General features: G+C 70.0%; 13 protein-coding genes and 1 pseudogene. 9 read left to right on the top strand and 5 right to left on the bottom strand.

Annotated elements, in window-relative coordinates; all coding sequences use genetic code 11:
* Positions 1 to 96: 96 nt before the first annotated feature.
* Positions 97 to 843 (bottom strand): SOS response-associated peptidase, encoded by a 747-nt coding sequence (locus tag ABD120_RS09300; RefSeq protein ID WP_343949338.1) that lies wholly within the window; start codon positions 841 to 843, stop codon positions 97 to 99.
* A 56-nt stretch (positions 844 to 899) separates the two neighbouring features.
* Between ABD120_RS09300 and ABD120_RS09295 the strand changes: the two genes are divergently transcribed.
* From ABD120_RS09295 to rsgA, 3 genes are read left to right on the top strand one after another with little or no spacing between them, the layout of a single operon-like run.
* A complete protein-coding gene (locus tag ABD120_RS09295; protein WP_343949337.1) occupies positions 900 to 1,931 on the top strand; it encodes an NAD(P)-dependent alcohol dehydrogenase in 1,032 nt (343 codons plus the stop codon).
* A gap of 35 nt (positions 1,932 to 1,966) precedes the next feature.
* Positions 1,967 to 3,262 carry a 3-phosphoshikimate 1-carboxyvinyltransferase gene (aroA, locus tag ABD120_RS09290; protein ID WP_343949336.1) on the top strand — a complete coding sequence of 432 codons (1,296 nt, stop codon included), beginning with the start codon at positions 1,967 to 1,969 and terminating at the stop codon, positions 3,260 to 3,262.
* Positions 3,259 to 4,281, top strand: a complete 1,023-nt coding sequence (gene rsgA, locus ABD120_RS09285; RefSeq protein WP_343949667.1) for a ribosome small subunit-dependent GTPase A — start codon at positions 3,259 to 3,261, stop codon at positions 4,279 to 4,281. Before aroA ends, rsgA begins: the two co-directional genes overlap by 4 nt.
* Before the next feature lie 7 nt (positions 4,282 to 4,288).
* Here rsgA and ABD120_RS09280 read toward each other — a convergent pair whose 3' ends face one another.
* Entirely contained in the window at positions 4,289 to 4,732 is a 444-nt protein-coding gene (locus ABD120_RS09280) for a DUF4442 domain-containing protein (RefSeq protein WP_343949335.1), read from the bottom strand.
* 99 nt (positions 4,733 to 4,831) lie between these two features.
* Between ABD120_RS09280 and hisN the strand changes: the two genes are divergently transcribed.
* Positions 4,832 to 5,575: a histidinol-phosphatase gene (gene hisN, locus ABD120_RS09275; protein ID WP_425563955.1), complete on the top strand. Its 744-nt coding sequence runs from the start codon at positions 4,832 to 4,834 to the stop codon at positions 5,573 to 5,575.
* On the opposite strand, the gene ABD120_RS09270 is transcribed toward hisN, so the two are convergent.
* The gene (locus ABD120_RS09270) at positions 5,560 to 6,309 is read right to left on the bottom strand and encodes a fructosamine kinase family protein (RefSeq protein ID WP_343949333.1); all 750 of its coding nucleotides are present in this window, start codon (positions 6,307 to 6,309) and stop codon (positions 5,560 to 5,562) included. The genes hisN and ABD120_RS09270 overlap by 16 nt on opposite strands.
* Positions 6,296 to 6,760: a low molecular weight protein-tyrosine-phosphatase gene (locus ABD120_RS09265; protein WP_343949332.1), complete on the bottom strand. Its 465-nt coding sequence runs from the start codon at positions 6,758 to 6,760 to the stop codon at positions 6,296 to 6,298. Before ABD120_RS09265 ends, ABD120_RS09270 begins: the two co-directional genes overlap by 14 nt.
* Positions 6,761 to 6,909: 149 nt before the next feature.
* Between ABD120_RS09265 and ABD120_RS09260 the strand changes: the two genes are divergently transcribed.
* The 5 genes from ABD120_RS09260 to ABD120_RS09240 are packed head-to-tail and all read left to right on the top strand — an operon-like array spanning position 6,910 to position 11,308.
* Positions 6,910 to 7,911, top strand: coding sequence for a PstS family phosphate ABC transporter substrate-binding protein (locus ABD120_RS09260; RefSeq protein ID WP_343949331.1), 1,002 nt, complete (start codon positions 6,910 to 6,912; stop codon positions 7,909 to 7,911).
* The gene (gene pstC, locus ABD120_RS09255) at positions 7,911 to 8,852 is read left to right on the top strand and encodes a phosphate ABC transporter permease subunit PstC (protein WP_343949330.1); all 942 of its coding nucleotides are present in this window, start codon (positions 7,911 to 7,913) and stop codon (positions 8,850 to 8,852) included. Before ABD120_RS09260 ends, pstC begins: the two co-directional genes overlap by 1 nt.
* The gene (gene pstA, locus ABD120_RS09250) at positions 8,852 to 9,748 is read left to right on the top strand and encodes a phosphate ABC transporter permease PstA (RefSeq protein ID WP_343949329.1); all 897 of its coding nucleotides are present in this window, start codon (positions 8,852 to 8,854) and stop codon (positions 9,746 to 9,748) included. Before pstC ends, pstA begins: the two co-directional genes overlap by 1 nt.
* A gap of 28 nt (positions 9,749 to 9,776) precedes the next feature.
* Positions 9,777 to 10,604, top strand: coding sequence for a phosphate ABC transporter ATP-binding protein PstB (gene pstB, locus ABD120_RS09245; protein WP_343949666.1), 828 nt, complete (start codon positions 9,777 to 9,779; stop codon positions 10,602 to 10,604).
* On the top strand, positions 10,604 to 11,308 hold the full coding sequence (locus ABD120_RS09240) for a response regulator transcription factor (protein ID WP_343949328.1): 705 nt from the start codon (positions 10,604 to 10,606) through the stop codon (positions 11,306 to 11,308). The genes pstB and ABD120_RS09240 overlap by 1 nt, the downstream gene beginning before the upstream one ends.
* A gap of 150 nt (positions 11,309 to 11,458) precedes the next feature.
* On the opposite strand, the pseudogene ABD120_RS09235 reads toward ABD120_RS09240, so the two are convergent.
* A pseudogene (locus tag ABD120_RS09235) lies at positions 11,459 to 11,806 on the bottom strand (serine hydrolase); the annotation flags it as partial.
* Positions 11,807 to 12,616 lie beyond the last annotated feature (810 nt).

Raw genomic sequence — 12,616 nt, 5'->3', positions numbered from 1 at the left:
TGGCGTGCTTCAGGGGCGAATGCGGCGGTGACACCGAGTGAACGGATGCATCGCTTTCCTCACCGGATGCCCGCAAAGACTGCTTCTTACACCTCTCTAGAAGAGAGCGGCTTCTTCACCTGGAGGTAGAGGTTTGATGAGGTCCGGGCCGTTGTTCCGTACATTGTTGACCTCGGTCGAGACCGCGTACGCCGTCAGCCGCCCCGACTGCGCGGGCACCAGCAGGCCCGAGGCCGTCTCGGTGTCGGTCAGCGTCGGGTCGAGCCACTCGGCCCAGCGCTCGCGCTCGATCATCATCGGCATCCTGTCGTGGATGTGGCCGAGCTCGTCCTCGGCGTCCGTCGTGATGACCGTGCAGGTGACCAGCCATTTGAGCGGGTCGTCGTCGGCCCGTGTCCGGTCCTTCCAGAACTCGTACAGCCCGGCCATCGCCAGCACCCCGCCGTCCTCCGGGTGGATGAAGTACGGCTGCTTCCGCTTCTTGTCGCCCTCCACGGGCATCCACTCGAAGTAGCCGTCCGCCGGGATCAGGCACCGGCGCTTGGCGAACGCCTGCTTGTAGGCGGGCTTCTCGGCCAGCGTCTCGGCCCGCGCGTTGATCATCCGCGAGCCGATCGACGGGTCCTTCGCCCACACGGGCACCAGACCCCACTTGACGACCCTCAGCTGACGCACGGCCCGCTTGGCCTCCTCAGGCACACGGCTGAGGACCGCGTAGACCTGCTTGGTCGGCGCCACGTTGTAGTCGGGCTCAAGCTCCTGGTCGGGCTCGGGGTCGAGTTCGACCTCGAACTCCTCCAGCAGCTCGTGCTTCTTCCGCGCCGACGCGTATCTACCGCACATGACCTCCAGCCTGTCACACCGCTCGGCCCGCGGATCAAGGTCGGTAGGGTCGGCCCATGAAGGCCTTCCAGCTCGTCGCCCCCCACAAGGCCGAGCTCCGCGACGTGGACGTACCGGAGCCGGGCCCCGGCGAGATCCTCCTCCAGATCACCGGATCCGGTGTCTGCCACTCCGACCTGCACCTGCTCCACACGGACGGGATGCCGTACCCGATGACGCTCGGCCACGAGCCGGCGGGACGGATCGCCGCCCTCGGTCCCGGCGTCACCGGCTGGGAGATCGGCCAGCACGCGCTCGCCTACATCGCGTGGGGCTGCGGCCTGTGCCGCCGCTGCGCGGACGGCACGGACAACGCCTGCGAACGCTTCGCCCGGCGCATCGTCCCCGGCCCCGGCCTCGGACATCCCGGCGCGATGGCCGACTACCTCCTCGTCCCCGCCAGGTTCCTCGTCCCCTTGGGCGACCTCGACCCCGTCGACTCCGCCCCGCTGGCCGACGCCGCGCTCACGCCGTACCACGTGGTCTCCCGCGCCCTGCCCCTCCTCACCCCGTCGGCGACCGCCGTGGTGATCGGCGTCGGCGGGCTCGGTCACATGGCGGTGCAGATCCTGCGCGCGATCACCGGCAGCCGGATCGTCGCCGTGGACGTGGACCCCGCCAAGCTCGCGGCCGCCGAAGGCTACGGCGCCGACGCGGCCGTCCCGTCCGACGCCGACGCCGCCGCCCGCGTCCTGGACCTCACCTCGGGGGTGGGGGCCGACCTGGTGCTCGACTTCGTCGGCACGGAGCCCACGCTGCGGCTGGCCGCCTCGATCGTCGGCTCGTACGGTCACCTGTCCGCGGTGGGCCTCGCGGGCGGCTCGATCCCGTTCACCGCGGACGGCTCCGCTGCGGGCCTGCCCTGGGGCGCGACCCTGTCCACGCCGTACGCGGGGACGCGGCGCGACCTGCACGAGGTGGTGGCCCTGGCCCGGCAGGGCCGCATCAGGGTCCGTGCCGAGCGCCACCCCCTGTCCGAGGCGCAGACCGTCCTGGACCGCCTCCGGCGGGGGGAGATCCAGGGCCGCGCCGTCCTGGTCCCGGGCTGAGCGGCCGGGTTCCCCCCAGCGAGTAGGCTTTGACCATGTCCGCTGAGCACTGGCCGGCCCCGGTCGCGACCGCCCCGATCACGGCGACCGTCCGCCTGCCCGGATCCAAGTCGGTCACCAACCGCGCCCTGCCGCTGGCCGCCCTCGCCGACGGTCCCGGCGTCGTGCGCCGAGCGCTGCGCAGCCGCGACGCCGACCTCATGGTCGCCGCGCTGAGGGCGCTGGGCGCCGTCTTCGAGCCGATCGCCGAGACGTCGGAGAGCGTCGACTGGCACGTCACGCCCGGCCCGGTCGCCGACGGCGCCCGGATCGACGTGGGTCTCGCGGGCACCGTGATGCGGTTCGTCCCGCCGCTGGCGGCCATGTCGGACGGCCCGGTCTTCTTCGACGGCGACGAACACGCCCGCAAGCGTCCGATGGGCCCGATACTCGACGCGCTGCGCGCGCTGGGCGCCCGGATCGACAACGACGCCCTGCCGTTCACCATCCACGGGCCGGTCTCCGGCGGCGAGGTGACGATCGACGCGTCCGGCTCGTCGCAGTTCGTCTCCGGCCTGATGCTCGCCGCCGCCCGGTTCGAGAAGGGCGTCACGATCAGGCACGACGGGCCGCCGATCCCCTCGCAGCCGCACATCCGGATGACCGTCCAGATGCTTCGAGAGGTCGGCGTCGCCGTCGACGACTCCGAGCCGGACGTGTGGCGCGTCGCGCCCGGCCCGATCGCCGCCCGCGAGTTCACGGTCGAGCCCGACCTGTCCAACGCCGCCCCCTTCCTGGCGGCCGCGATGGTCGCCGGCGGCAGCGTCACCGTCCCCGGCTGGCCGCTGTCCACCACGCAGCCCGGCGACGAGCTCCGCCGCCTGCTGACTCTGATGGGCGCGGGCGTCGCCCTCACGAACACCACCGCCGCCTCCGCCGACCTCGTCGTCACCGGCGGCGGGCCGATCCGGGGGCTCGACGCCAACCTGCGCGATGTCGGCGAGCTGACGCCCACGATCGCCGCCCTGGCCGCGCTGGCGACCTCGCCGAGCCGCATCCGGGGCATCGCGCACCTGCGCGGACACGAGACCGACCGGCTCGCCGCGCTCGTCAACGAGATCAACCGCCTGGGCGGCGACGCGGAGGAGACCTACGACGGCCTGATCATCCGGCCGCGCCCGCTGCACGGCGGCGTCTTCCACAGCTACGCCGACCACCGGATGGCCACGGCCGGCGCCGTCATCGGCCTGGCCGTGAGCGGCGTCCAAGTGGAGAACATCTCCACAACGGGTAAAACCCTTCCCGAGTTCACTCGGATGTGGGGGGAGATGCTGGGGGGCGAAGACCGCTGAGGAAGCGGGAGTACGACGAGGACGACGTCAGGGTCAGGCCGGGCAAGGGCTCCCGGCCGAGGACCCGGATCCGTCCTGCCCACGACGACGCCGTCGAGGGCTTCGTCGTCGCGGTCGACCGTGGCCGCTATACCTCCCTGGTCGAGTCCCCCGACCGCGGCAACCGCAAGAAGCGGACGGCCGCCAGACGCCTCGTGGTCGCGATGAAGGCCCGCGAGCTGGGCCGCAAGGGCATCGTGGTCGGCGACCGGGTGGCCATCGTCGGCGACGTCTCGGGCGCCCCCGACGCCCTGGCCCGCATCGTCCGGGTCGAGCCGCGCACCTCGATGCTGCGCCGCTCGGCCGACGACACCGACGACACCGACGGCATCGAGCGGCCCGTCGTCGCCAACGCCGACCAGCTCGTCATCGTCACCGCCCTCGCCGAGCCGCCGCCGCGCCCGCGCATGATCGACCGCATCCTGGTGGCCGCGTTCGACGCCGACATCGAGCCGCTGCTGTGCCTCACCAAGTCCGACCTGGCCGACGCCGGCGAGTTGCTCGCGCTGTATCGGCCGCTGGGCGTCCCGCACGTGGTCGTGCACAAGGGCGGCGAGCTCGACGAGCTGCGCGCCCATCTCGACGGGCGGGTGAGCGTCCTGGTCGGCCACTCGGGCGTCGGCAAGTCCACGCTGGTCAACGCCCTGGTGCCGGACGCCAACCGCGCCGTGTCCCACGTCAACGCGGTGACCGGCCGGGGCCGTCACACCTCGACCTCCGCCGTCGCCCTCGAACTCCCCGGCGGCGGCTGGATCATCGACACGCCGGGCGTGCGCAGCTTCGGCCTGGCGCACATCTCCACCGAGACCGTGCTGGCCTCCTTCCCCGACCTCATCGAGGGCACCGTCCACTGCCCCAAGGGCTGCACCCACCTGGGCCCCGACTGCGCCCTCGACGCCTGGGTCACCGAGGGCAACGCCGACCCAGCCCGCCTCGCCTCGCTGCGCCGCCTCCTCACCACGCGCGACCCGGAGGAGTGAGGGCTACCTACCTGTTCGGGCGCAGGGTCCAGGAGACCGTCAGCGTGCACACCACCGTGCCGTCGGCGTTCTTCACCTCGACCCGCACATCGAACTCCGGACGCCGCCCGGCGTCCAGCTCGGCGACCACCGCGTCCCGGTCACCGAGCAGCCACGCCTCTGCGGCGACCTCCCCCATCGCCAGCTTGAGGTAGCGCACCTGCGACCCCATCGCCAGCGGTACGGCCCGGCTCAGCTGGTCCCCGAACACCGTCAGCATCGCCGCCCCCGACGCCGACTCCGCGAGCGTGAACATGGCCCCCGCGTGCGGCCCGCCGACATGGTTGTGCAGGTCCGCCCGATCGGGCAGGCGGCAGACGGCGTACCCGTCCTCGACCTTGTCGAAGACGATGCCGAGGGTCTGGGCGAACGGGACGGTCTGCAGAAGGAAGGCGCCCACATCGAATGACATGTCCTCATGCTACTGGCCAGTAACCCAAAAGGAACGCCCGGCGCGATAGCGTGACCCCTTGTGACGGACTACACCGACGATCTGCGCCTCGCACACGTCATGGCCGACGCCGCCGACGACCTCACCATGCGGCGCTTCAAGGCCGTCGACCTCCAGGTCGAGACCAAACCCGACCTGACCCCGGTCAGCGACGCCGACCGGGCGGTCGAGGAGGCGATCCGGGGCGCGCTGCGCCGGGCGCGCCCCCGCGACGCGGTCATCGGCGAGGAGTTCGGCGAGAGCGGCAGGGGCGCCAGGTCCTGGGTGATCGACCCGATCGACGGCACCAAGAACTACGTGCGCGGCGTCCCCGTCTGGGCCACGCTGATCGCGCTCGCCGACCACGACGAGGTCGTCGTCGGCATGGTGTCGGCCCCCGCGCTGGGCAAGCGCTGGTGGGCGGCCAAGGGCGGCGGCGCCTGGACCGGCCGCGACCTGACCAGGGCCACCCGCATGCGAGTCTCCGGCGTGAGCGAACTCGGCGACGCCTCCTTCTCCTACTCCAGCATCGACGGCTGGGAGGAGGCGGGCAGACTCGACAACTTCCTGGGGCTGACCCGCGCCTGCTGGCGTACCCGCGCGTACGGCGACTTCTGGTCGCACCTGATGGTCGCAGAGGGCTCCGTCGACCTGTCCGCCGAGCCCGAGCTGTCGCGGTGGGACATCGCCGCGCTCACGGTGATCGTCCAGGAGGCCGGCGGCCGCTGGACCGACGTGGCCGGCGTCCCCAGCCTCGACGGCGGCAGCCTCGTGTGCACCAACGGCACCCTTCACCAGAAGGTCCTCGATCACCTCAACAGCTGAGCGGCCAGGTCCATCGCCTGATCCCGGTAGCCTCCGCCGTACAGAACGGCGTGGATCAGGATCGGGTGCAGCGGGTGCACCTCCTGGTAGGCGCCCATGATCCGGTCCAGGTACGGCGCGCCGAACAACGCCAGCATCGCGAGGTCGCTCTCCCGGTGCCCGCCGTGCGCGGCCGGGTCGATGAGCACCCCGGTGCCGCCCGACCACAGGATGTTGCCGTTCCACAGGTCGCCGTGGATGCGGGCGGGCGGCTCCTCGGGACCCGCGAGCGAGGCGAGCCGGGCGGCCAGCGCCTCGAAGGGCCCGGCGGGCAGTCCTGCGGGCCGTACGAAGGGCAGGATGCGGCGGGCCGCGTAGAAGGCCGGCCAGCCGGGCGCGGGCGCGTTGTCCATCGGCAGGTCGGCGATGAACCCCGGCCACGGCGCGCCGAACGACTCCGCCCCCGCCCGGTGCATGCGCGCGAGCGCCCGCCCGAACCGCTCGGCCGCACCGGGCGTGGGCCGCTCCGTCTCCACCCACGACAGCACCAGCCGCTCCCCGCTCACCTCGATCACCTCGGGTACGGCGATCGCCTCCCCCAGCCACCGCAGCCCGGCGGCCTCCGAGGGAAACAACTCCAAGGTGAACGGCGGGCAAACGACTCCGGTCTTGGCGAAGACCTCGCGACCGTCGGACCAGCGGCCGCGCTGGAGCCGCCAACTGTGGGAGGAGCCCAGGTCCCTAACGGATCTCATCGGCCAGCCACTTGGCCAGGCCCTCCGCCGCCGCCTCCACCTGCCTGAGCACGATGTCGAAGCCGTCCTGACCACCGTAATAGGGGTCCGGGACCTCCGCGTCGCGCGGCGCCGCCGGGTCGAAGGAGCGGAACAACCGGACCGGCCCGTCCGCGAGCCGCTGCAACTCCCGCTGGTTGTCCCTGTCCATGGCCAGGACCAGGTCGTACTCCTCGAACCACGACCGCGTGAACTGCCTGGCCCGGTGCCCGGCTCCGTCGTAGCCGTTCGCGGCCAGCGTCCTCGCCGCCCGCTCGTCCATGGGGCCGCCCGCGTGCCAGCCGCCCGTGCCCGCGCTCTCGACCACGACCCCGTCCAGGCCGTGCTCGGCGATGGTGGCGCGCAGCACCGCCTCCGCCATCGGCGATCGGCAGATATTTCCCATACAGACCAGACATATGCGGTACGTCATGGATCCAGCATGCCGCTTGGCGCCCTATTCACACGAGGCCGCACACGACTTCCGTCACAGGTCACGGCTCGTTTCATTGCCGTTCACTTTCCCCGAGTTGTATCGGCGTTGACGCACGACAGATCCCTCATGGAGAAGGACACACAACCGTGACCAGTGGACAGCGCCGCCTCAGTGCGGTGGCGACGGCCGCCTTCGTCGTTTCCCTCGCGGCGGCCTGTGGCAGCGGCGGCAACGGCGGCACAGCCGGCGCTGCGGCCACGGGCGGCGCGGCCACGGGCGCCGAGCCCGCCGCCGGACTGACCGGCGAGATCAAGATCGACGGTTCCAGCACCGTCGCGCCGCTCATCTCCGTCGCCAGCGAGGCGTTCGGCGAGGAGCAGCCCCAGGTCAAGGTCCCGGTCGGCACCTCGGGCACCGGCGGTGGCTTCGAGAAGTTCTGCGCGGGCGAGATCGACATCTCCAACGCCTCCCGCCCGATCAAGGACGAGGAGAAGACCCTCTGCGAGGGCAAGAGCATCAAGTTCACCGAGCTCACCGTCGCCACCGACGCCCTGACCGTCGTGGTACCCAAGTCCAACACCTGGGCCAAGTGCCTGACCACCGCCCAGCTCAAGAAGATGTGGGAGCCTGCGGCCGACGGCAAGGTCAAGACCTGGAAGGACGTCGACGCCACGTTCCCGGCCGAGCCGCTGAAGCTCTACGGCCCCGGCGCCGACTCCGGCACCTTCGACTACTTCACCGACGAGATCAACGGTGAGGAGGGCGCGAGCCGCAAGGACTACAGCCCCTCCGAGAACGACAATGACATCGTCAACGGCGTGGCGGGCGCCAAGGGCGGCCTCGGCTACTTCGGGTTCACCTACTTCGAGGAGAACACGGACAAGCTGAACGCCGTCGAGATCGACTCGGGCAGCGGCTGCGTCGCCCCGAGCGTCGAGGCGGCGCAGGGCGGCAAGTACACCCCGCTGTCGCGCCCCCTGTACGTCTACCCCTCCGCCCCCGCCGCCAAGAAGCCGGAGGTCGCGGCCTTCCTCGACTACCTCGCCGCCAACGCGGGTTCGCTGGCCAGGGAGGCGAAGTTCATTCCGCTGAACGCCGAGCAGGAGGCCAAGCTCAAGAGCGACATCACCGCGCTGAAGGCGAGCTGATGGCAGCCCAGCACCGTGCGACCGCTCCGGGGACCGGCAGGTCCCTGGCGCGGTCGCGCCCGCGTTACGGAGAGACCGTCATCAAGACGCTGCTGCTCGCGGCGACCCTGGTCTCCATCCTCACCACCGTCGGCATCATCTACTCCCTGGTAGAGCCGACGATCGAGTTCTTCCAGGCGGTCCGCGTCGCCGAGTTCTTCGGCTCGCTCGACTGGGGACCACTGATCAAGCCGCCGACGTTCGGCGTCTGGCCGATCGTCGTCGCCACGCTGGAGATCACGGTGATCGCGGTCGTCGTGGCCGTCCCGCTCGGCCTGGCTGCGGCGATCTACCTGTCCGAGTACGCCAAGCCGAGGGTGCGCCGCTTCTTCAAGCCGGTCCTGGAGATCCTCGCCGGTGTCCCCACGGTCGTCTTCGGCTACTTCGCCCTCACCTTCGTGACCCCGCTGCTCAACGATGTCTTCCCGTTCCTGCAGCTCGAAGCGAAGAACGCGCTCGCCGCCGGCCTGCTGGTCGGCATTATGATCATCCCGATCGTGGCCTCGCTGTCCGAGGACGCGATGGCCGCGGTGCCCAACGGCCTGCGCGAGGGCTCCTTCGCCCTCGGCGCCTCCAAGATGCTCACGTCGGTCCGGGTCGTCGTGCCCGCCGCCTTCTCCGGCATCGTCGCCGCCGTCATCCTGGCCGTCTCCCGCGCCGCGGGCGAGACCATGATCGTGGCGGTGGCCGGCGGCTTCAAGTCGATCTTCACCTTCGACCCCACCAGCGAGATGGCGACGATGGCCGCCTTCATCGCCCAGGCCGGCGCGGGCGACCTGTCCACCGGCTCGATTCCCTACAAGACGATCTTCGCAGTGGGCTCGCTGCTGTTCGTCATCACCTTCGTGATGAACTGGTTCAGCGCCCGCATGGTGCAGAAGTACCGTGAGGTGTACGACTGATGGCGTTCCTGTCCACGCCTGCCTCCAACGTCAGCCTGGCCGGCCGGGGCCGGCCGCTCAAGGAGCACCTGTTCCGCATCGCGCTGCTGTCCAGCCTGGCGATCGCGATGGTCTTCCTGGGTGTGCTGCTCGTGTACGTGGTCACGCAGGGCTGGCCCCGGCTCGACCTCAACCTGCTCCAGAACTTCCCGTCGCTGCGTACGGTGAACGCGGCCACCGCCGGAGTGCTGTCCGGCATCATGGGGACGATCTGGGTCGTCGCGCTGACCGCGCTCATGGCGCTGCCCACCGGCATACTCGCGGCCGTCTACCTGGAGGAGTACGCCGACAACACCAAGTGGTACAACCGGCTGCTCGAACTCAACATCGCCAACCTCGCCGCCGTGCCCTCGATCGTCTACGGCATCCTCGGCCTCGGTGTCATCTCCCGGGGGTTCGGGCTCGGCCCGTCGGTGATCACCGGCGCGATCACGCTGTCGCTCCTGGTGCTCCCGATCGTGATCATCTCGTCTCGCGAGGCCATCAAGGCGGTTCCGCCGTCGATCCGCGAGGGCTCACTGGCACTCGGCGCCACCCAGTGGCAGACGATCTGGCGGCAGGTGCTGCCGGCGTCGGTACCCGGCATCGCCACCGGCTCCATCCTGGCGCTGTCTCGCGCGATCGGCGAGGCGGCGCCCTTCCTGCTGCTCGGCGCGGCCACGCTGGTCCGCTTCAACCCCGACGGCCTGTCCAGCAGCTTCTCCGTGCTACCCGTCCAGATCTACAACCTGATCACCAACTCCCGTCCCGAGGTCCAGGTCGTCGGCGCGGCCGCGATCGTGATCCTCCTGGTGATCCTGTTGCTGATGAACTCCGTCGCCATCTGGCTCCGCAACCGCTATCAGAAGCGGTGGTGAGGAAGAAATGTCTGAGATTGGAACCTCGATGCCGAACATCACCGTCCGAGGCCCTGAGGCGCCCCGCAACATCGAGGCTCTGGATCCCGTCTTCTCCGTCGAGAGCCTCAGCGTCTTCTACGGCGCCTACGAGGCCGTCCGAGGTGTCGACCTGACCATCGGCAACCGCGAGATCACCGCGATGATCGGACCGTCCGGCTGCGGCAAGTCCACGGTGCTGCGCTGCTTCAACCGGATGAACGACCTGATCCCGGGCGCCCGCGCCGCCGGCAAGATCACCTACCACGGCGAGGACCTCTACGGCGACCACGTCGACCCCATCGAGGTCCGCCGCCGCATCGGCATGGTCTTCCAGAAGCCCAACCCCTTCCCCAAGTCGATCTACGACAACATCGCCTACGGCCCCCGCGTCAACGGCAAGAAGGGCAAGATGGACGACCTGGTCGAGGACGCCCTCACCAAGGCCGCCCTCTGGGACGAGGTCAAGGACAAGCTCAAGCAGAACGCGCTGTCCCTGTCCGGCGGCCAGCAGCAGCGCCTGTGCATCGCCCGCGCCATCGCCGTCACCCCCGACGTGATCCTCATGGACGAGCCCTGCTCGGCGCTCGACCCGATCGCCACCACCAAGATCGAAGACCTCATGCAGGAGCTGAAGCGCGATTACACGATCGTGATCGTCACCCACAACATGCAGCAGGCCGCCCGCGTCTCCGACCGCACGGCCTTCTTCACCGCCGAACTCGACGAACAGGGCGAGCGCCACGGGCGCCTGGTCGAGTTTGACGAAACTAGCCGGATCTTCACCAATCCCTCGGACAAACGGACCGAGGACTACATCACCGGACGCTTCGGCTGATGACCAACCAGCAGCCGGCATCCGGAGTGCACAGCGACACTCGATCGGCGCCCGTGCTGCTGGTCGCCGACCCGGACGACGGCATCGTCCGCGAACTGGCCGCCGCGCTCACCCGCGAGGGCGTCAACGTAACCGGTGCGCCCGACGGCGCCCAGGCCCTGCTCCAGGCCGGAGCATTGCGGCCGGACGTGGTGCTGGTCTCGGCCACGCTGCCGGTCATCGGCGCGGTCGACTTCGTCCGAGCGGTACGGCTGGCGCGTGCCGTACCCGTGCTACTCGGCGTCGGGGAAGGCCATGCCGAGCAGGCGGTCCAGGCTCTCGCGGCCGGTGCCGCGGCATGCGTGGCGCGGCCGTACCGGGTGCGGGAGCTGCTGCCGTTCGTACAGGCCTCCGCACCCGGCACCCGTTCCCTGCTTCGGGTGGGCCACGTGGAGCTCGACGTGCGCGCCTACCAGGTCCGTGTCGCCGGCCGCGCTGTGCATCTGCCGCTGCGCGAGTTCGAGCTGCTTCACTACCTCATGCGCAACGCCGACCGTACGGTCACCCGCGAGCAGATCATGCACAATGTGTGGAACGCCGCCGAGACCACCTCCACCAACACCATCGCCGTCCACGTCAAGCGGCTGCGCGCCCGGCTGGGCGACGAGGACGACGCGCTCATCCAGACGGTACGCGGCGTGGGCTACCGGCTGGTTACGCCTTGACGCCCCCTGGCATTTCCGGAACGACGCGAGAACACGGGTTACCACGCCCTCCACCGTGGAGACGCCGTCGCTCACGTTCGTACTCCCCTCAGTGAGTACGGCGACCGCGTACCTTCGCCCGATGACACCGACGCTCACCACCGCCCACCGCTTGGTGGACACCCGCTTCAGCCACCCGTTCTTCAGCGCCGTCGACTGCCCCTTGCACGCGCCCGCGCTGACCCCCCAGCCCTGCCCGGCGACGACCTTGCCCATGAGCCGTAACACCTGAGCCCGTCCGTCGCCGTTCAGGGCGCTCTTCTTCACCAGTGCGCCCATCAACCTGACCTGGTCCTCGGCCGACGTCCTGGTGATCCCCCAGCAGTACAGGTCCAGGCAGTCGCCGGGCACCCCTCGCGTGTGCCGCAGCCCGAACACCTCGGCGGCCTTCGTGAAGCCCGCCGCGCCGCCGATCCGTAACCAGAGCCGGTCGGCGGCATGATTGTCGCTGTAGCGCATCATCAACTCCGCGTCGCGCCGAACGGCCTGACCGAGTCGCCCCCAGGGCGTCTTCCGCAGCAACGCCATGAGGATGAGCGTCTTCGCAGCGCTGGCGGTGATCAGCCGCTCATGATGGTGGTAGCGATACTCCCGCCCCGTCGCCAGATCCTTGACCATGGCACTCACCGGACCAGGCCGACCGGCCAGAAACCGATCGAGCCGTTGGGTGACATCCCGCGCCCGGAACCCGGGTGACGACGGTTCCCCAGGCTCCCGCCCGCTCCTGGGCGCCGCGGTCACCATCGGCCCCGCCTGTTCCCGCGCAGGCGCCACCAGCCGCTCCACCTGGACAACTCGGGACTCCCGCCGATCAGCCGCTCCATAGGCCGCGACAGGCAGAACGAGGATCACCGTAACCAGCACCCGACGCAACACGTGGTCCACCTCCCCCCGTGATGTGTCAGGAATTATCCACACAATCCCCCGCCACCGCCAGAAGACCTACAGCAACAGCTCCCATCCCTGTGAAGCTGTACGACTACGCCCACTGACCATGCGAACCCTCATCGCTACGGCCCCTGTCAATGAGTACACCCCGTCCCCGCACCACCCATCGGTCCCATCACCAGCCACCCATCCGCACAGGCGGCCCCCAACACACCCCCCAAACCGACCGCACAGCCCAAGCCCCCAACAACGAACCCCACACAACCCACCCCAACAAACCCCCACCACACAAACCCCACCCCACCCCCGCGAACCAACACACCCCCAAAACACAAACAAGAAGACAGCCACCCACAAACCACACAACCCCCCAACGAACAC

Origin of the sequence: Nonomuraea longicatena, from assembly GCF_039525605.1 — a bacterium.
In the GTDB taxonomy this organism is placed as follows: Bacteria; Actinomycetota; Actinomycetes; order Streptosporangiales; family Streptosporangiaceae; genus Nonomuraea; species Nonomuraea longicatena.
This window is presented reverse-complemented; position numbering and strand designations above follow the sequence as displayed.

Excerpts from the sequence above, each read along its gene's own strand:
- ABD120_RS09300 (WP_343949338.1), bottom strand. The coding sequence starts at position 843 with ATGTGCGGTAGATACGCGTCGGCGCGGAAGAAGCACGAGCTGCTGGAG.
- ABD120_RS09295 (WP_343949337.1), top strand. The coding sequence starts at position 900 with ATGAAGGCCTTCCAGCTCGTCGCCCCCCACAAGGCCGAGCTCCGCGAC.
- aroA (WP_343949336.1), top strand. The coding sequence starts at position 1,967 with ATGTCCGCTGAGCACTGGCCGGCCCCGGTCGCGACCGCCCCGATCACG.
- ABD120_RS09280 (WP_343949335.1), bottom strand. The coding sequence starts at position 4,732 with ATGTCATTCGATGTGGGCGCCTTCCTTCTGCAGACCGTCCCGTTCGCC.
- hisN (WP_425563955.1), top strand. The coding sequence starts at position 4,832 with ATGGCCGACGCCGCCGACGACCTCACCATGCGGCGCTTCAAGGCCGTC.
- ABD120_RS09270 (WP_343949333.1), bottom strand. The coding sequence starts at position 6,309 with ATGAGATCCGTTAGGGACCTGGGCTCCTCCCACAGTTGGCGGCTCCAG.
- ABD120_RS09265 (WP_343949332.1), bottom strand. The coding sequence starts at position 6,760 with ATGACGTACCGCATATGTCTGGTCTGTATGGGAAATATCTGCCGATCG.
- pstC (WP_343949330.1), top strand. The coding sequence starts at position 7,911 with ATGGCAGCCCAGCACCGTGCGACCGCTCCGGGGACCGGCAGGTCCCTG.
- pstA (WP_343949329.1), top strand. The coding sequence starts at position 8,852 with ATGGCGTTCCTGTCCACGCCTGCCTCCAACGTCAGCCTGGCCGGCCGG.
- pstB (WP_343949666.1), top strand. The coding sequence starts at position 9,777 with ATGCCGAACATCACCGTCCGAGGCCCTGAGGCGCCCCGCAACATCGAG.
- ABD120_RS09240 (WP_343949328.1), top strand. The coding sequence starts at position 10,604 with ATGACCAACCAGCAGCCGGCATCCGGAGTGCACAGCGACACTCGATCG.